This window comes from Vibrio sp. M60_M70 (genome assembly GCF_037162085.1).
Taxonomy (GTDB): Bacteria; Pseudomonadota; Gammaproteobacteria; order Enterobacterales; family Vibrionaceae; genus Vibrio; species Vibrio diabolicus.
In genome coordinates this window covers 2,500,205-2,518,530 of sequence record NZ_JARLUL010000001.1, presented here as the reverse complement: position 1 = coordinate 2,518,530, position 18,326 = coordinate 2,500,205, and the positions used below count along the sequence as shown (strand labels likewise).

Annotated in this window: 15 protein-coding genes and 3 pseudogenes; 15 read left to right on the top strand and 3 right to left on the bottom strand. The window is 41.8% G+C overall.

Features of this window, described 5'->3' with window-relative positions; genetic code table 11:
• The first annotated feature begins 390 nt into the window (after positions 1-390).
• Positions 391-843, top strand: coding sequence for a hypothetical protein (locus P4S59_RS11700; RefSeq protein ID WP_257381840.1), 453 nt, complete (start codon positions 391-393; stop codon positions 841-843).
• A 285-nt stretch (positions 844-1,128) separates the two neighbouring features.
• Positions 1,129-2,187, top strand: coding sequence for an IS110 family transposase (locus tag P4S59_RS11695; protein WP_337168435.1), 1,059 nt, complete (start codon positions 1,129-1,131; stop codon positions 2,185-2,187).
• A gap of 427 nt (positions 2,188-2,614) precedes the next feature.
• Here the strand turns inward: P4S59_RS11695 and P4S59_RS11690 are convergent.
• Together P4S59_RS11690 and P4S59_RS11685 are read right to left on the bottom strand one after the other, a co-directional pair.
• A pseudogene (locus P4S59_RS11690) lies at positions 2,615-3,620 on the bottom strand (IS110 family transposase).
• Positions 3,621-3,759: 139 nt separating this feature from the next.
• Positions 3,760-4,197 (bottom strand): reverse transcriptase domain-containing protein, encoded by a 438-nt coding sequence (locus P4S59_RS11685; protein WP_438816378.1) that lies wholly within the window; start codon positions 4,195-4,197, stop codon positions 3,760-3,762.
• Between the two features lie 1,057 nt (positions 4,198-5,254).
• Between P4S59_RS11685 and P4S59_RS11680 the strand changes: the two genes are divergently transcribed.
• The 8 genes and pseudogenes from P4S59_RS11680 to P4S59_RS11645 all read left to right on the top strand — a co-directional run.
• On the top strand, positions 5,255-5,515 hold the full coding sequence (locus P4S59_RS11680) for a hypothetical protein (RefSeq protein ID WP_337168434.1): 261 nt from the start codon (positions 5,255-5,257) through the stop codon (positions 5,513-5,515).
• A 50-nt stretch (positions 5,516-5,565) separates the two neighbouring features.
• The gene (locus P4S59_RS11675; RefSeq protein ID WP_337168433.1) at positions 5,566-5,895 is read left to right on the top strand and encodes a hypothetical protein; all 330 of its coding nucleotides are present in this window, start codon (positions 5,566-5,568) and stop codon (positions 5,893-5,895) included.
• 15 nt (positions 5,896-5,910) lie between these two features.
• Positions 5,911-6,351, top strand: a complete 441-nt coding sequence (locus P4S59_RS11670; protein ID WP_086585569.1) for a DUF411 domain-containing protein — start codon at positions 5,911-5,913, stop codon at positions 6,349-6,351.
• 666 nt (positions 6,352-7,017) lie between these two features.
• The gene (locus P4S59_RS11665) at positions 7,018-7,464 is read left to right on the top strand and encodes a MerR family transcriptional regulator (RefSeq protein ID WP_086585568.1); all 447 of its coding nucleotides are present in this window, start codon (positions 7,018-7,020) and stop codon (positions 7,462-7,464) included.
• Positions 7,454-10,174 carry a heavy metal translocating P-type ATPase gene (locus P4S59_RS11660; RefSeq protein WP_337168432.1) on the top strand — a complete coding sequence of 907 codons (2,721 nt, stop codon included), beginning with the start codon at positions 7,454-7,456 and terminating at the stop codon, positions 10,172-10,174. The genes P4S59_RS11665 and P4S59_RS11660 overlap by 11 nt, the downstream gene beginning before the upstream one ends.
• Positions 10,175-10,351: 177 nt before the next feature.
• Positions 10,352-10,675, top strand: a complete 324-nt coding sequence (locus tag P4S59_RS11655) for a hypothetical protein (RefSeq protein ID WP_086585566.1) — start codon at positions 10,352-10,354, stop codon at positions 10,673-10,675.
• Between the two features lie 99 nt (positions 10,676-10,774).
• Positions 10,775-11,068 (top strand): hypothetical protein, encoded by a 294-nt coding sequence (locus tag P4S59_RS11650; RefSeq protein ID WP_086585565.1) that lies wholly within the window; start codon positions 10,775-10,777, stop codon positions 11,066-11,068.
• A 351-nt stretch (positions 11,069-11,419) separates the two neighbouring features.
• Positions 11,420-11,530 (top strand): annotated as a pseudogene (locus P4S59_RS11645) (IS5/IS1182 family transposase); the annotation flags it as partial.
• A 46-nt stretch (positions 11,531-11,576) separates the two neighbouring features.
• Here the strand turns inward: P4S59_RS11645 and P4S59_RS11640 are convergent.
• Positions 11,577-12,498: pseudogene (locus P4S59_RS11640) on the bottom strand (IS5 family transposase).
• 696 nt (positions 12,499-13,194) lie between these two features.
• Here P4S59_RS11640 and P4S59_RS11635 point away from each other — a divergent pair.
• From P4S59_RS11635 to P4S59_RS11615, 5 genes are all read left to right on the top strand, one after another.
• Positions 13,195-13,956 carry an IS5 family transposase gene (locus P4S59_RS11635; RefSeq protein WP_110176700.1) on the top strand — a complete coding sequence of 254 codons (762 nt, stop codon included), beginning with the start codon at positions 13,195-13,197 and terminating at the stop codon, positions 13,954-13,956.
• Positions 13,957-14,277: 321 nt separating this feature from the next.
• On the top strand, positions 14,278-14,874 hold the full coding sequence (locus P4S59_RS11630; RefSeq protein WP_337168431.1) for a hypothetical protein: 597 nt from the start codon (positions 14,278-14,280) through the stop codon (positions 14,872-14,874).
• Positions 14,868-15,602: a hypothetical protein gene (locus P4S59_RS11625; protein ID WP_337168430.1), complete on the top strand. Its 735-nt coding sequence runs from the start codon at positions 14,868-14,870 to the stop codon at positions 15,600-15,602. Before P4S59_RS11630 ends, P4S59_RS11625 begins: the two co-directional genes overlap by 7 nt.
• Positions 15,603-16,225: 623 nt before the next feature.
• On the top strand, positions 16,226-16,909 hold the full coding sequence (locus P4S59_RS11620) for a heavy metal response regulator transcription factor (protein ID WP_086586497.1): 684 nt from the start codon (positions 16,226-16,228) through the stop codon (positions 16,907-16,909).
• 23 nt (positions 16,910-16,932) lie between these two features.
• Positions 16,933-18,249 (top strand): heavy metal sensor histidine kinase, encoded by a 1,317-nt coding sequence (locus P4S59_RS11615; protein WP_337168429.1) that lies wholly within the window; start codon positions 16,933-16,935, stop codon positions 18,247-18,249.
• Positions 18,250-18,326 lie beyond the last annotated feature (77 nt).

The window sequence follows — 18,326 nt, the reverse complement described above, 5'->3', positions numbered from 1 at the left end:
GGAGCCATCGTTCAATCGAACTACCAGATAGAAGAACTTTAGTTGCAGCTAAAGTCTGGGTCTCACCTTACCCGATTGGAGTACTTATTATCCATACAAGGCGTTCAAGAGGGATTTGGCACGCGTAGCATTTTTACTATGCGTTGCGTTTAGTGTTTAAGGTGGTATGAGGGAGCTTCGGCATTGCGTTACTCACACCTTAACAGGGCGTTAGGCTTTTTCGGTAAATATCCTTGTGTCAAAGTTGCAAATGAATAATGCTCGTTTCTAACTCAATCCTGAGTTATTTTTGCTTGTTTTGTCCGATAGCGAATGAGTCTAGGTTTAATGTCTTTCTTCGCTATTGTGCACGCTGGAATGTGCATGAACAGGAGTTCGGGAGTTAATAGAATGACTTATCAACAATTAGATGCCATCGCTGATTCATATGTGCCTCTGCTAGGTATTTTGTCGTTACTTTGGTTTGTAAGAAAGGGGTTTATTTCAGATGTAAGAAGTGCCTTGATCGATGTAGTAACAACGTTTTTGGGTGCGCTTTACATTTATACATTAATGTTTGCAGATAAGTACCTTGGCGCTTTTGCGTCTATTGGTCTTGATTACAGCACTCACACTGCCTTGGCATTGGTGTTTGTGGTAACTCTATGTTTTATAGGAAAAACGGTAAGGTCTATAACGATAATATCAATGTTATCGTATTGTTTGTTGATGCTATATCAAGGCTATCATACGGTAGCAGATATAATGTTAACGGGTTTGTTGGTCTTGCCTGTGTTGGTATGGTTAAAGTGTTTACCACGTAGTAAAAATAAACCATACAAAGCGTTCAAGAGTGATTCGTAACGCGTGGTATTTTTACTATGCGTTGTGTTTGGTGTTTTAGGTGGTATGCGGCGGCTTTGGTATTGCGTTACTCACACCTTAACAGGGCGTTACTTTCCCATACCTCAAATAATCAGTTATATTCTACTTTAGTAATATAACTGACAAGGTTTTGTCCAGGATGTATGGTACGCCCCGTTTTGCAAGTGAAAATTCAAAATAACGGAGCTGGTTTGAGTTAATGATGAAATGGTCTCCCCCACCCACTAACCGCGTCATATTGCGCCAAAATAGAACTAGTTCTAATTGATCGGATATAAGGGGAATAGTTCGTTTAAGCGTAAAACAATAGGTCTAGATTTAGCAAAAAATAGTTTTTTCTTTGTGGTTTTGAACGAGCACGGGAAGCGGGTAACTCGAAAGAAGTTAAGCAGAAACCAGGTACTACCATACTTAGCAAACCTAGAACTGTCAGTCGCTGCTATAGAAGCTTGCTCCTCAGCGCATTACTGGGGGCGTGAGATTAGAAACCTTGGTCATGATGTTCAACTTTTGCCGCCCCAGCATGTTAAGGGGTATTTACGTGGTCAGAAGAATGATTACAACGATGCTCAAGCGATAGCTGAAGCCTCGCAACACGGAGCCATACGAACGGTCGCGATAAAATCAATTGAACAACAGGATCAGCAAAGTATCCTTCATATGCGCCGACTTTTAAATGTCGAACGAACCAGACTAATTACCCATGTTCGTGGCCTTTTGAGTGAATACGGTATCGTCATATCCCAACGAGCCTCTACAGTTAAAAAAGAAGTCCCCAGAATACTAGAAGATGCTGAAAATGAGCTGACCAATGTGTTTCGCCAATTTCTTAACCGCCAATATTTGCGATTGCTCGATATCGAGAAAGAACTGAGTGTGTATCAGGATTATATAGAAGCTACTGTTAAATCTAATGATACTTGTCAGCGTTTAATTACAATGCCCGGTGTCGGTTCTATCGTGAGCATTTCCTTAACCTCCTGGATGAGAGATGGGTATCAGTTTAAGCGCGGCAGAGATGCATCGGCAGCTTTAGGACTAATCCCCCGTCAAAACAGCACTGGAGGAAAAAATGTCTTACTGGGCATTAGTAAAAGGGGTGACTCCCACCTCCGCTCTTTAGTTGTTAACGGGGCAAGAGCTGTAGTTGCTCATGCTAAGAAGAAGACCGATAAGCTTAGTATCTGGATTAACCGCTTGGTTGAGCAAAGAGGCTTTAATCGAGCTGTCATCGCGTTCGCGAACAAAATGTTACGGATGGCGTGGGTTATTGTGACTAAGAAACAGGAGTATAAACCCATCGAGAAGTTAGCAGGTTGCTAGCTCTTTAATCTGAAATTTTCAATATCACCTAATTTGTGTGATTAGCATCTAAGATGAAACACAGGTCAAACCGACGTACCCAAAACCTGATGAATACATCGGATATTAAGTCCGAGCTAATGATTAGTAGGATGGTACGTGCGAATGGTTCATCAAGGTCTGAAATTATTGTTTCAATATGAGAGACCGAATATATCACCGCTAACCTGTCCCTTATCATCGAAATGCTGCTTGCGCAAATGGGGGAGACCATATATGTATTCGGAGTCTAATTGAGACTTTTTCTTTAGCCTCAGATCCACGATGAGATCCGCGCCAGATTGTCCTCAAAAATGTGAAAGCATTCTAGTTGCTGTTCTGGACAACAGGTTTTCAATCTGGTGGTCTAACCGTTTTGTCATCTTTCTTGTTCATATGCAAACTTGATTTATGTTCTGATCACGAAAGCCTTATGAGTTGCCATAACCGACCAAGCGATTCTGGCTAGCTTGTTTGCCAATCCTACTAGAGCTACATTGAATGGCTTACGGCACTTCAAGTCTAGTAACCATGTGCCAAAATATTTCTCTGCAGTAGCATCTCTCCACAGTACAGATCTTGCTGCATGAAAAAAGAGTTCTCGCAGTTCTTTGTTACCCCGTTTCGATATTCCAAGAAGCCTAGGCTTGCCTCCTGTTGGATATTGAAATGGAACTATGCCTATCCAAGCAGCAAAATTACGCTCGCTAGAAAAGTCTTTCGGATTGGACACCGCTGACAGACAGCAAGCAGCAGTCATTGGGCCGATACCAGGTATAGAGTGCAGCAAGGCCAATAGCTCATTGTCATGGTTGAGACTTTCAATCTTATTATCTTGTTCTTTAATCTTCTCATTGAGGTGATTGTAATGTTCAAGTTGTTCTCGTAACTCAAAAATAAGTAACGGAGGAACTGATTGCCCAGTGTCAGCAAGCCACTGGAAGAGCTGTTTCATATTTGCATGACCGCGAGGAAAACTGAAACCAAACTCAACAAGAGTTGATGAAATTCGGTTCATCACAGCCGTTCTTTCCCTAATGTAGTCAGTTCGAATTCGACGAATCACACTTCCTAATTGCGCCTCTTCAGATTTAGGCGTTACAAACCTCATTTTAGGTCTTGTCGCCGCTTCGGCTATAGCGTCGGCATTAATGAAATCATTTTTGTGGCTTTTAACGTAGGGCTTAACATATTGAGGTGGAATGAGCTTAAAATTCTTGGCAGCATCTAGCTAGCCAGTTTGCGCTACAACAGGCTTACATTGCTATAGTTACAGGTTCATGTGCAGAGATAAATTGAAGCAGTTTAGCTCTGGAGAACTTGTGCCGATAAAGCTCTTGACCAGAATGCTCGTGACCAACTAAATGAAATTTAGATTTACTAAGATCGATACCGATTGTTTTGATAGCTGACATGATGGCATCTCCCGAAGTTCAGCGATTGTGCTGAGTGTAGTGGGGCGTACTATCTAATTAACGTGACAAGGCATTGGCTATTTCTCATTGTGGAGAGCTAAATGTTGCTCATTAAGAAAGGCGAGCTGTTGTCGAGCTTTTACCTTCGAAGAAAGGTATTAGGGACCCCGCTGACTAGCAAAGCCCATGAGAAATTTATGCACAATATTGAGCATAAGCATAGATGTACGGTGTCGAAGTAACTGGATAGGTCACCTTCGATAACCGATCGACCACTGGTGTCTGTAAGCTGTGACCTGACCGTACAGATTGCATGGTGGACGCTGCGATCTAGTCTGAGGCCATAAGATAATGAGTGGAAATCATTTACCCATATTGGCTCCATTGCCATCAAGATCTCCCGTTGAACTATGCGATCACGCAGGGTTGGAATGCCCTGTGGGCGTTGTTTCCCATTTGCTTTAGGTATATAGGTGCGTCTAGCGGGTATAGGCTGGTAGTTACCAGATTGTAGTTCTAGCCTGAGCTCGCGTAGATAGTCGCTCAATTTCTTCCCTTGTAGGTGATGTTTAGTCACACCATCTAATACCGGTGTTCTGGCTCGTTTGGAAGAGAGCGTTTTCTCTGTCGCATGGTGCTGCCTGCGGGTCACATCACCTTACCAGCATCGGTAAGTCACTGCCGTCCAGACTCATACGCCGTCACAGCTCAGCGTAGCCACAGCCTCTCGACTTCATGTCTAGTAGTCAGTGGATAGCCAAGTTAGAGGGTACACGTCATTATGTTGTTTTGATTGCCTTAGCTAACAAGATAATGAGGATTTGTTGGAAGGTTGGACTTTGCGAGCAAGAATGTCAATCTTACCCAGTTTCTGCTCCAAGATAGCATACAGTGAATTTTATTTTCCATCTATTTTGCAAGAAGCAATCTGATGACGAATTTGTCATTATTTGGTCAGGGATAATTCATTGTATTTTATTTATACTAGAAATCGACTGCTTACTCATATGGGAACATTTGAGGTTTAGACCTTAGGGACTATGAGTTCTCTCAGGTTGTGCCACCAACACAATTTTGTAAGGACATCTGAGAGGTTGTAATGCTAAAACCATCGCATACAATTTGGTTAACTGGACTCACACTGTTTGCTTTATTGCTCTCTAGCGTATCTGCCAGTACCTCTCTTAATATGCCGCTCAAAAATAGGGGCGATTTTTTAACTGTATCGTCTATTTCACATTATGAGCATTTAAAGTATTTGTCATCACAACTCGAATCAATAACGACCGAAACTGATTGTTATGATTCGGCCAATGTTATGAATCCAGGGCATCAGTGCTACCATTCAAACTGTCCGGCTAGCGCTCTGCTGATTTATCAACTTATTATTAGAAACTCTCAAACACCCCAACGTATCCCTTTCTTCAGGGAAACTGCTGAGTATGTCAACGCGGTAACAGGCAATTTGTATCACCCTCCAATAGTCTGATTCCTTCCTAACGGTTAATACCCTCGTCAACAGTGGCTTTGACATGCTTATCTTGCATGAAGCTTTTCTGTATAACCGGCTCAATTTCGTTATTAGCTAACGAGCATTTTTGCAGTATCTATCAACTCGAAAAGGAAAATCATCAGTGAATATTCGAAAACCTTTAGCTTGCTTTGCTGCCTTGCTACTTGGGTTGAATTCGATCACAGCATTAGCTCATGAAGGTATGCATGACCCAGAGAGGGACTCTAGTTTGAAAGAAGTGAGCCAAGACGTACCAGCATTAGCATTGGATTCTGCTGAATTTAAACAAGCCCAAAACCTTTTTCGTACGGTTGGTGGCTATGGATGCACTGCATGCCATGGTCTGTTTGCTCAAGGGGGCGGTAACGTGGGGGAAATATAAGAGACCACTCACTAAGCCAGATAAATTATGCCCTTCAGAATGAGCCAACAATGAAGCTACTGAATAATGCGCTTAGCGATGGAGATAAATATGCTCTGGCTGGATATCTCAGAGCTTTGGGTAAGTTGGAACTCATTGAGTGGGCGATTGATGGGGAGGTTTCATACACCAAGGTGGACATTGATAAGGAATCAGATAATCAACTGGTTATATTCAACAAAACTTTTGATTCTATCGATTTGTCTTTGATGCCGATTGGTAATAGTCACATACTTTCAATCGAACCCTATGCAACAGAATTGTATACGTGGAAAGCACAACCCGGTGAATACAGATTGCAATACAACCAGCATGTTCTTGATATGTCCTTCAGGTTCTGAATAAAAGGAAAATTTATGAATAAGTATCTCAACATTACCGCTATTTCAGCTCTTATGTTTAGTGCAAGCACTTTTGCTAATCCTGTCGTAGAGCTTTATAAGTCGCCGACATGTGGCTGTTGCAGTCAATGGGCAGCCACAATGGAGAAGGCGGGATATCACGTCAATATTCACAAGCAGGAAAACTGGGCGTCGGTAAAAGCCCCATTCAATATGCCTAAACAGCTAGCGTCTTGTCATACGGCGCTTATCGACGGATATATGATTGAAGGCCACGTTCCTGAAGCAGATATTGCTCGTCTCTTAATAGAAAGACCTCAGGATATATCAGGTTTGTCAGTCCCGGGAATGCCTCGTTATTCACCTGGTATGGCTAGAGAGGGTGAAGAATATCAAGGCTTTAATATTGTTGCTTTTGATAGAGAAGGCAAACTAAGTCTGTTTAACAAATACTAGCGACTGACAACAGCTCTGCTGATGTCTGAGTATCTTAATACCGGCACAGTATTCAATAAATGATATGGAGAAAATATTATGAGTTGTTGTAATCGGCCTCCAGCTGGAGGTCCCAATAGTAAGAAATGGGTACCATGCTTAAAGGGTTAGGCGTGTATTTAGTCTTGTTTCTGTTCAATATACAAGGATTTTATTACAGGTGCGTTAACGCATCGGGGCAGCGCAATAATATGGGTATTTAGGTCTATCAGGTTTCTATAAGCTGGGTTTAAAAATACGAAGGTGTCGGTGATGATGCAAAATTTATAGGGCATGTAACTTGGCGATTAATAATCAATTTATTCTAAGTTACTCATCTTCATGTTCTCTTCTTTTATCGTATAGAGTTAGACCCCAATGAGCACCGAAAAATTGACGATAGTCTCTTGACCTATGTGTTGCACACAGGTTTTAAACTCAAAATAGAAACATAGATAAAGGTGTAAGGAGTTAGTTATGAGTTGTTGTAATAAAACGCCTAATGGCGGAACCAGTGACCCTAAATTATTGTTGAAAGTGACTTTAGGTATGTTAGCGGTCATTGTGTTGTTAGTTTTTTTATTTGGTTGATTATCCAGAGTAATTTTGTGTTATCTCACTATTTCGTTGCCATTCGGAGGGTTAAGTATGCTGACAACTGAAATTGCCCGGACAGTCGGGGTTACCGCGGAAACGGTTCGTTATTATACCAGAAAAGGACTGCTCTCTGCGATGAAAGACCCAAGTAACGGCTATAAAATTTACCCACCGAGTGCTGTGGATAGATTGCGGTTTATTAGTCATGCACGAAGTATTGGCTTTAGCTTAAGCCAGATTGAAGAGATCATAGAATACTCTCAGCAAGGAAAATCTCCCTGTCTGAAAGTACGGAAAATGCTGAGTGATAAAATATCTGAGATGCAACAAAAAATTAAAGAATATCAGATGCACCTGGCTGTTATGGAAGAAACTTATTCCGAGTGGGTGCATGAACCAGACATAACTCCTGACGGGAAGGCGATATGCTTCCTGATTGAAGGCTGGTCAGATAAACATCCATCGATTAACTCTCAGGAGGTAAAAAATGAAGGTTGAAGAATATTCTCTTGCGTTATCAGGTGTCAGTTGTGGCAATTGTGTTACAAAGATCGTTTCTGCTTTAAGGGAAAGTGATCCTGATATCTCTCTGGTTATTAATAATAGTAAAGATAAAGCAGACCTTATTACCACATTGGAACCAGAAAACGCGATACAAATTATTTCCAGCACTGGATATGCTGCGACTTTGCCCGTAATTCACCAATACGAAACAATATTGGCTAACGTTTCTTGCCAAAACTGCGTTAAAAAAATCACGTCTGGCATTAGATATGTTGATAACAACGCTGATGTGTCAGTGGACATTTTGGCTCAGCGGTTAATTGTCAATAGCCATGTCAGTGATTCAGAGGTGGAACGTATTTTACTGGAGTTAGGGTACAGTGGCCTAAACGAAGAGCGGAATACCGCTATTCCCGATGTGGCTGAAGCTAATACGACCACTGTTCATATGGACTTATTGGCTCAAAAAAAGACGGTGAATCTGGCTTTAGTGGGAGTGACATGCGCCAGTTGTATCAATACCATTGAGGGGGCTCTGACAAATCTGGAAGGTGTTGAATCTGTGGGTGTCAACTTTGCCAACCGTACAGCGACCGTTCAGTCTCATCAATCAACACTATCACTTATTCAGGCGATTCAGGCGGTTGGTTACGATGCCAGTGAAATCGTTGATGCTGATGAGGCGGAAGATATCAAAGCAGAGCAGGAAGCCCAAGAGTATCGGTTTAAAATCAGGCAAAGTATTATCGGCCTGGGACTGGGTATTCCATTGATGGGTTATGGCCTGCTGGGTGGCCCTATGAATGTAAATACCCTCTCAGAGCAAGCTCTCTGGCTTGGTATCGGTTTGTTGACATTGGTTATTTTGTGGCGAGCCGGCAAGCATTTTTTTAAGGGGGCCTGGAAAGCGTTCCTAAATCGTAACGCCAACATGGATACTCTTATTGCACTCGGCACTGGGACGGCCTGGCTCTATTCAATGTTGGTAGTTTTAGGACCTCAATGGTTACCTGAAAGTGCCAGACACCTCTATTTTGAGGCGACCGCAATGATAATCGGTTTGATCAACCTTGGGCAAGCGCTTGAGGTTCGGGCCAGAGGCAGAACGTCTCAGGCTATAAGACGGTTACTTGATCTGAGAGTTAAAACTGCGGTGGTGATTCGTGACGGACAAGATGTCTCCGTTCCTGTCGAACAGGTGATGCGGGGGGACAAGATCCGGGTAAGAGCAGGTGAGAAAATTCCTGTGGACGGTGTGGTCACTGATGGGCGTACGACGATAGATGAGTCTATGTTAACCGGTGAACCGATTCCCATAGAGAAGCAACCGAGCAGTCAGGTATCCGCAGGCACCATAAACGGTCAGGGAAGTTTTGTGTTTGAAGCGAAAAAGGTAGGTAGTGACACTGTTCTTGCTCAGATTATCAGCATGGTCTCCAATGCGCAGAACTCGAAACCTCCTATTAGTCACTTAGCCGACAAGGTTTCTGCTGTTTTTGTTCCAACAGTTATGATCTTATCCATTATGACTGCTTTGATATGGTACAACTTTGGTCCGCAGCCAACGCTGGTCTATATGATTGTTGCCGCAACCTCAGTACTTATTATCGCTTGTCCCTGCGCTCTCGGGCTAGCGACGCCAATATCTACCATGATTGGAGTTGGGAAGGCGGCAGAGTTTGGTGGTTTGATCCGCAACGGAGAAGCCTTACAGCGGGCAAGTGAATTGGATGTTGTCGTATTGGATAAAACCGGGACCATCACACAGGGTAAACCTGAGGTCACAAACTACCGTGTCTTTTCGGGTGAAGAAAATATTTTGTCGTTGGTTGAGACTTTGGAAAAAGGCTCTAACCACCCATTGGCTCAGGCATTAACCAGCTATGCGCAACATCACGCTCAATCTGGAGAGTCACCACAAGTATCCGAGTTTGAGTCCTTAACCGGTATGGGAGTGCAGGCTCACTACAATGGGAAAAGACTGCTCCTTGGTAACGATAAGCTCATGAATCGGTTTGGACTGAAAATAGAGACCGTGGGTGAATACACCACTCAGTGGGAACAAGATGCAAATACTGTGGTGTACTTTGCTGTAGATAACGATATTCAGGCTCTTTTTGGTATCAGCGATCCTATAAGAGAAGATGCTCGAAGTGCGATTGATCGTTTTCACAAACAAGGCATTCATGTCGTCATGCTAACCGGAGATAACGAAAATACGGCTAGGGCGGTTGCGAGCTTGTCAAATGTTGACGAGTTTTATGCAGGGCTAATGCCGGAGGATAAGCTTCGCTGGATTAAAGAGTTTCAGGCACAGGGAAAAGTTGTCGGCATGGTTGGTGATGGGATCAATGATGCTCCGGCACTTGCTCAGTCCGACGTTGGGTTTGCTATCGGAAGCGGCACCGATGTTGCCATTGAGAGTGCGGATATCACTCTGATGCGAAGCTCTCTGCATAGTATTTCAGATGTTATAGGGATCAGCAGTGCAACGATGACAAATATCAAACAGAACCTCTGGGGGGCGTTCATTTACAACTCCCTAGGTATACCGGTCGCAGCAGGATTACTATTTCCATTTACGGGCTGGCTTCTAAGCCCAATCATTGCAGGCGCAGCAATGTCGCTGTCATCTGTTACGGTCGTCACTAACGCAAACCGGTTGCGCTTATACAAGCCAGGCCGTTCTATCAGTAATAAATAGGAGGTTGATATGTGGGTGAACGTAATAGGTCTTACAGCCATTGTACTGATCATCTGGTGGTTTTGGGGGAAACAACTCGGCAGAAAATGACAATATTGTCATCATTATCGTCCGGTTACTGACAGGTACTGTAGGCTAAGATCAGCACTAAATAGAGTAAGTAATTTGGAGAAAGTTATGAAAGATAACAACAAAAATCACAGTTACCATTCGGGACACGGCGAGCACAAAGGCCATGGTTGGATGATGCTGCTATGTGTATTGTTTATGGTCGGAATACCGTTCCTGGTGCTCTCTTCAACCATGAGTTCGTTTAGTCCGTCTCTGCTTGGTACCGCACTTGTGCCTCTGATTTTATGTCTGGTCATGCACGGGGTGATGATGAAATTTATGATGCCAGGAAGTACAAAAGATCAGGATGCTTCTCAAGAACTGCAGGATAAGAAAGAGGTGCAAATGGTAGAAGATAAAACGAATGATGGTGGTCGATTTAGCGCTTGATTTATCTCATTCAAAGCAACGAATCAGGAAACCACGATTTCTAAGTCTTTTGATAACGCCGTACAACTTTAAATTTAAAAAGAGAATAAGGATTGAATAATGAAAACTGTTCTTACAACAATGCTGATCGGTAGCCTTATTTCTGCACCAATATTTGCACAGGATATGGTAAAAGACAACGCTACTGAAGGTTCGCATAATCAGCACCACGGTTCGGAGAGTAACACTTCTCCATCCGCTGAAATGCCGATGATGGATATGATGCAGAACATGGAAAATCACCAGCAGATGATGACGCAAGTGCATGCCATGATGACGGAAATGCACCAAATGATGTCAGAGAAAGGTTGCGACAAAGCAATGGGAAAAAATATGATGGAAAAAGAAAGCTAGTTACCGATTCCTTACATAATTTCTCTTTATCTACTTCAAATTTAGCTCGTGCTTATGGCCGGGCTTTTTTCTTTTTTTCAAAATTTTAATTGATATTTAGCATGATATAGATTATCTGAATATTTTTGTGGTTTCATGTATAAATATCTGATGTATATGATATTTTCTGGATTAATGTAAATGTTTAATAACTTGAGACTTGGTCAAAAGATAGGCTTGGGTTTTGCGACTTTTATGGTATTTCTTTCCATTATAGTGATGATGAGTATTTTCAGGCGTTGTTGACTAAATCAGTTGAACCTTTCCTCTATCCTGCGATCTGATCCCATGTAGTCGAAGCATGGTGTTGTTATGGGTAAGTCAAAGAAGAAGATAGCGAACTGGAGTGAGTATAATGAAGCATTGTGCAAGCGAGGCTCAGTAACGTTTTGGATTGACGACTCAGCCGTTGAATGGCTTTGTTGCGTAATTCAGACGAGAAACCAAACCGCCCAAAGTTGAGCGACTTTTAGACAATATACTGAGTTTCAGGCATACCAAGTCCTGTAAGCTTATTCAGCGCTTTAATCATTGTGTAAGTCTCACCAACCTGAGCATTGTAATTTCGGAGGCTGAGTTTCCCACCCAACAACTGTTTCACTCGATGCATTGCTGTCTCTGATAGCGAGCGCTTATGATAACCATACCGCTTTTTCCACTTCTTGTTGGAGCCGTACAGCTTCTGGCAACCTACCGCCAGATTTCGAGGATGTCCTTGTTCCCAGAAGGTTGCTCCTTCCCTTGGAGGGATGAGCGGAACCGCTCGCTTTACACGTATTGCATCATGGCAATGTCTTGTGTCATAAGCACCATCACCTGATATCTCAATGATTTTACGACGTGTCTGCTTAAGTAGGTTGGGAAGCACTTCGGCATCGGTAACGTTAGATAAACTCAGCTCTGCTGCGACTATTTCGTGGGTGCTGGTATCTACTGCTAGATGTAGCTTACGCCAGACTCTGCGCTTCCCATCAGTACCATGCTTTTTGACCTTCCATTCACCTTCGCCATAAACCTTGAGACCAGTGGCATCGATGGCCAGATGCTGTATCACACCTCTGGTTTTGGTTTTAAATGAAACCTCAACGTCCTTAGCTCGACGGCTTATACAGGTGTAATGCGGACAAACAAGCGGTATGTTAGCCAGCTTAAATACGGAGTCTAGAAAACCTTGCAGCGCTCTCAATGGCATAGAGAAAACGCGTTTTTACCATGAGTGCTGTAGTAATGGCTAAGTCGCTGAATCGACGAGGCCTACCTCGCTTATTCTGTTTACTTTGCTTCCACTCTCTTATGGTCTCTTCATCAATCCAGAAAGTAAGTGAACCACGGTTGATTAGGGCTTTGTTGTACTGTTTCCAGTTAGTTGTTTTATAACGAGGTTTCGGCATAAGGCTACGAAGATTAGCTGATTTAGCCGATCAGATCGCAACTTCCTGATTTAGTTCCATCGAATTACGCAACAAAGCCGTTTCTTTGGTGAAAGAGCGAACTAGATTTTTCTTATTCCTATCTTTTGTCATTATTATTCATCCTCTCCCTCTGTTTAATCTCGTATTAGATAGAGATAACGTTTGTTAAGTAGTGATAATAAAAAAGCTGAGCGTAATGCCCAGCTATAAATGATAAATAAAATAATGAGCCTCAAATGTTTCCATATGAGTAAGCAGTGGATTCCTAGTGTAAATTAAACATAATGAATTATTCCTGACCAAAGAATGACAAGTTTGTCATGAAATAAACCATAAGTATAAAGAATGAATCCATTATTATTGTTTTATACTGTTCGTCACTTTTTATATTATAAATGTTTTCTATCACAATTAAGTACTTGTATCACTATTTTCTATGTCATCCCTCCCCTCCTTTTTTTAAATGTAATAAAACTAAAATGACACTAATGTAATTCTTTGGTCATGTTTATGACATGGAGGATTTGTTAATGTTTCTTTATATAAATTATATGAATGATTTCCTATTCAAAGAAATGCATGGTTAGGGCGTGTTGATCTTTCGTGAGTGTTTTTTGAACAGCATGGTAAAGAGTTATAATTTGCTTCGCCAAAAGTAAAACTATAACCAATACCATGCCAAGAACAATGCTAACTGATATTCGCTGGGAACTGCTACTCCAAGTTATGAAAAGTACAGGTCGTATTTACGATAAAACTGAACATCGAATGACATTTGAAGGAATACTTTATCGAATGAGAACAGGTGTTCCTTGGCGAGATCTCCCCTCTGAGTTCGGAGAGTGGAGTAGCGTTTACAGACGATTTAATCTTTGGTCAAAGAAAGGGGTTTTAGATAAACTTTTCAAAAGCTTATCTAGTATGGCTGATTTTGAATGGGTCTTTCTTGATGGCTCTATAGTTCGAGCGCATCAGCATAGTACAGGTGCAGCGACTGAAAGCTCAGAGCAAATAGGAAAAAGTCGCGGGGGCAACTCAACCAAAATTCACTTAGCCGTGGATAGTGGCGGCCTGCCGATTTGCTTTGATTTATCAGAAGGACAACGCCACGATATAGTACATGCCGAAAGCTTAGTTGAGCAACTCGATGAAGTTAATACCATCGTTTGTGATAAAGGATATGACAGCGAACCTTTCCGTACTTTTGTTAAGGAACGTGGCGGAGAAACGGTAATTGCTAAACGCAATTACGGACAAGATATAGACAAAGACAGCATGGATTGGTGTCTATATAAGTATCGTCACTTGGTCGAAAATGCCTTTGGGAGAATTAAGCATTATCGAGCTATTTCAAGTAGATATGACAAGCTAGAAAGGAATTATGCCAGCATGTTATCGCTGGCATTCATGTTAATGTGGCTACCGATGTATTGTTGATCACGAAATGTACAGCAAAGATCAACACGCCCTAGTACAAATTAATCAACCTTGTCTGTGTAGTTATTTTTTTTGAGTAGAAAGCAGAGTGATATTGCTTTGCCAGTATTTTAATTTTGTTGAGTGGGGCGATACCATAATATTATATGGCATATTTTTCTTTGTCTCCTTAGTAACTTTGTTAGTACTAGCATGCAATTAAATGCCCCCTCTCTTTCTGTAGTAAGGGGTAGGAATGTCGGAAATTATATGAGAATCAATAGATTTTTGTCCTGTCTCGACGATACAAGGAAATTACATAAATGATTGAAAAAAATAAAAATGGCTGCTCCTTTGGCAGTGGTACTAATTACAGCTCCTGCACTAGGTGATGTCGCTTCACCATCGCTAGATGGTTTGAAGGGTGAAATTGAACAACTTACCGCAGAAGTCGCCAAACTAAAAAATGACCAATCTGCTATCAGGCTTAATGGTTATTACCGTATGCAAGGCACGGTGGAAAGCCTCGATGAAACTGACGATAATAGTAGTTCTTGGGTTGATCAGCGTCTGCGTATGAAGATCACCGGCGACCTGAATGAAAATGTTACTGTGGTTTGGTACGGTGAGTACGATGCTCCCTTTGGTGAAAAAGGTAGTAAGACGGTCGCAGGTTCAGGTGGCAAACTCAGTTCTGATGGCGTTGGTATTGAGACAAAAAACGCTTACGTTGATTTTGGACTACCGAATACGGACTGGAAGGTACGAACGGGCATTCAAGGGTATGGTTTTGGTAAATATGAGAGTTTTGTGACAGATGATGACATGAACGGCATCTCGTTTTTGGGCAATATAGACACGGTCAGCCTGAGCGGGGGTGGTTTAAATGGGATGAAGGAGAAAGAGATTCGTCAGACGACGTCGACTTCTACGTGTTGAATGGTGAGTTAAGCCCTAGCGATAATCTCAGTTACGGTTTTACTGGAGGCTCAATCAACAATAGGAACGAAGATGCGATTAATGGTACGGCTGCTCGAACGGACGATATTTATCTCGGATCCTACGTTGACTACAACTATGGTGACATGGCTTATAGTGGTTCTGTACTCTATAAGATTGCGTCGGGAATGGACTCAAATGCTTCTGATGGGGAAGCATTAATGTTAAATCTCTATGCTAAAAAACACTGGACTGGCGGTTATATTAAAGTCCACGGTATCTATATTCCTGCTGACGACAGCAGTAATGGGACAGATCGTTTTGCTGAAAACAATTCAGGTTATGAGCTCAACAGTAGTAACCTGATGATATTTGGAACTGATTCATACTATAACAACGGCTCGCAAGGCGGTAGGGCAGTTTATGATGCGGCTTACCAAGGGTACGGCTTGTTGGGTTTGATGCTCTCTGGTGAGCAGGTGCTAGAAGATGACTACTATGTTAAGTATGGCGCTGGTTACTTCAGAGTGGCTGACGATGCCCCTCAGAGTGCTTCACAGGCAAATGGTTCAAATATCGGTGCTGAATTGTCCACACAGTTCGGTAAAAAATTTGCCAGTATATATGACTTGAGTTTACGTGGTTCTTACGGCTTTATGGGGGATTTCTATCAAGAAAGCTCCGAGGATACATACAAGATTGTTGCTATGCTCAATGTCGGCTTCTGATTGAATCATTAATATGACGGTCAAGTGACGACTGCTTGACCGTTTTCATTGATAATCTTTCTGTGTATGGCGTTGATATCAACCAATGAGTTCAACACCATAGCTCCACCAAGGTGTGATCAAGTTACAACTATCAACACAACAAAAGGAAATCCAATGAAACTGATAAAAATGACTTTTACGACAGCAGCCCTGATTTTACTAAGCGGAAACCTCCTAGCTGGCTAGTATATTAGTACTAATGGCAATTTTGAGGAAAGACTGGACACTCGCACATTTCATACCGAATCGGTCTCTTCAAAACAAGAAGCCTATAAACTGGGGTTACAGCAACTACAAGAGCTCAATCATAAATTATTAATCACCAGCGACAGTAGTAATGATATCCATTTGAATAAAACCGATTATGTAACAGTATAGGAATTTACGAACGATGCTGGGCAGGTACTGTACAAAGGTGAAGTTAATGTCAGCTATCACTACGCAGAACATCGTGACAATTAAAACGATTAAGTAACAATGACATCGGTTGAGCAATCATTCGGCAATATCCGATTCAAGTTATTTGAGCTGGTCTGTATATTAAAGATCTAAGTACATAAAAACCATGATATTTATTAAAAATGAAGCTATTAATTGTTGAAGATGAGCCTAAAACAGGCAGTTACTTAAAAAAGGGATTTACAGAGTCAGGCTACGTTGTTGATCTTGCTTATGACGGTGTCGATGGACTTTACCAAGCGACCACCAATCATTATGATCTCATCATATTAGATATCATGCTTCCGAAGTTAAATGGTTGGCAAGTGTTACAAACAATGCGAAGCAGTCAATTAGATACACCAATTATTATGCTTTCTGCAAAAGATCAGGTAGAAGACAGGGTTAAGGGATTGGAATTGGGAGCGAACGATTATGTCGTCAAACCTTTTGCTTTTGTTGAGTTGCTTGCCCGGGTTAAAAATGCGTTAAGGCAACAAAAAGGGCAATTCAAGAATGATGCGACCTTAGCTGTCGCTGATTTATCTATGGATCTTTTGAAACGGACAGTTCACAGAGGCGGCGACGTGATTCTGCTGACCGCCAAAGAGTTCTCTTTATTAGAACTATTTCTGCAAAGACGTGGCGAAGTGTTGTCGCGGTCACTTATCTCCTCTTTGATATGGGACATGAACTTTGATAGTGATACTAATGTTATTGATGTGGCAATTAAAAGATTGCGAGCTAAAATTGACAAACCCTATAACATTAAATTAATTCATACGGTGCGTGGTATGGGCTATAAACTTGATGACTCCCTAGAATAATGAAGTTGAAACATAAAAACTCAATGGCTACTAAGCTTATTGTCATGTACATGACATCTTCATTTGTCGTCCTTGCTTCATTTTCCTTAATTGTTCAGTATTCAATTAAACATCATTTTTATCAACAAGATTACAAACGCCTTGAGAACTATTATCGTACAATTTTTTCATCGTTTAATAGTTTAAGTGATAATGCTATTACAGCGTTAAAGGTCGAGTCGGCTTACTTTTGGGTATTAGACCCGGATGGCATGCCTGTGTTCACGAACACGACGTTATCTCTGCCCGAGAATGCAAAAAAGCTAAAATCGATGGAATGGACGGCCGGTGGAGAAACATATCGCGCTTTCCTGTTTCAGTTAAAACATCCGCATTACGGCGCTATTGTGCTTGGGCTCAATATCGACCACCATCTCTTATTTATTAGTCAGTTTAATACTGTCCTGCTGTGGACATTTGTCATTGCGAGCGTGATATCAGGGTTGTATGCGGTGTTTATTGTTCACAAAGGCTTAAAGCCTCTGCACGTTTTACAGAAGTATCTGAGTAAAGTTAGTCCGAATCGGTTGGATATTAGAGTACCGGTTGAAAAGCTTCCTATAGAACTGGTACAACTGGTTGAAACACAAAATGAAATGCTGGATCGCTTACAGCATGGCTTCAACCGGTTGAGCGAGTTTTCTTCCGATATTGCACACGAAATCCGAACTCCTTTAACCAACATTATGACCCAGACGCACGTCACTTTATCTTCAAAAAGGACAGAGGAGGTGTATGAAGAGATACTCCTTTCCAATGTGGAGGAGTTGGAAAGGTTGAACAAGACTATCCAAGATACACTTTATTTGGCTAAGTCAGAAAATCATTTACTTCACACTAATAGAGAGATGCTCCAATTAGCAGAAGTCATCAGGCCACTGCTTGAATTTTATGAATTTATGGCTGACGAGAAGGAAGTTTGTTTAGAGTTACTTGGGGGTGGTAAGCAGTTTGGTGATAAACAGATGCTACAGCGTGCCGTTGGCAATATTATTTCTAATGCGCTGAGACATTGTGATGTTGGCTCTGTAGTATCCATACAGATTGCAGAAGAAGGTGGAGAATACAATTCTATCAAGATAAAAAATACCGGAGAAACAATTCCGGAAAGTTCTTTACCCTACCTGTTTGACCGCTTCTACCGAGCCGATAAGTCCAGGAAACATAGTAGAAGCATTGGTGCAGGACTAGGTTTAGCCATTACCCGGTCTATTGTTCAGGCTCATGGTGGTGAAATCATTGTGTCCTCCATTGAAAGAGTCACTGAATTTACTCTAACAATGAAAAAGGGTGAAGTATAAATGGGTCTGGTCAGGTTTTTCATTTCTTATTCATTTTATGCACATTTCTCAAGCCCTCGACATCATTAGCAGTTACA

Bases quoted from the DNA above. Each gene is read 5' to 3' on its own strand.
- P4S59_RS11700 (WP_257381840.1), top strand. From the start codon at position 391: ATGACTTATCAACAATTAGATGCCATCGCTGATTCATATGTGCCTCTG.
- P4S59_RS11660 (WP_337168432.1), top strand. From the start codon at position 7,454: ATGAAGGTTGAAGAATATTCTCTTGCGTTATCAGGTGTCAGTTGTGGC.
- P4S59_RS11635 (WP_110176700.1), top strand. From the start codon at position 13,195: ATGCCAAGAACAATGCTAACTGATATTCGCTGGGAACTGCTACTCCAA.
- P4S59_RS11650 (WP_086585565.1), top strand. From the start codon at position 10,775: ATGAAAACTGTTCTTACAACAATGCTGATCGGTAGCCTTATTTCTGCA.
- P4S59_RS11630 (WP_337168431.1), top strand. From the start codon at position 14,278: ATGGCTGCTCCTTTGGCAGTGGTACTAATTACAGCTCCTGCACTAGGT.
- P4S59_RS11615 (WP_337168429.1), top strand. From the start codon at position 16,933: ATGGCTACTAAGCTTATTGTCATGTACATGACATCTTCATTTGTCGTC.
- P4S59_RS11670 (WP_086585569.1), top strand. From the start codon at position 5,911: ATGAATAAGTATCTCAACATTACCGCTATTTCAGCTCTTATGTTTAGT.
- P4S59_RS11675 (WP_337168433.1), top strand. From the start codon at position 5,566: ATGAAGCTACTGAATAATGCGCTTAGCGATGGAGATAAATATGCTCTG.
- P4S59_RS11665 (WP_086585568.1), top strand. From the start codon at position 7,018: ATGCTGACAACTGAAATTGCCCGGACAGTCGGGGTTACCGCGGAAACG.
- P4S59_RS11620 (WP_086586497.1), top strand. From the start codon at position 16,226: ATGAAGCTATTAATTGTTGAAGATGAGCCTAAAACAGGCAGTTACTTA.
- P4S59_RS11655 (WP_086585566.1), top strand. From the start codon at position 10,352: ATGAAAGATAACAACAAAAATCACAGTTACCATTCGGGACACGGCGAG.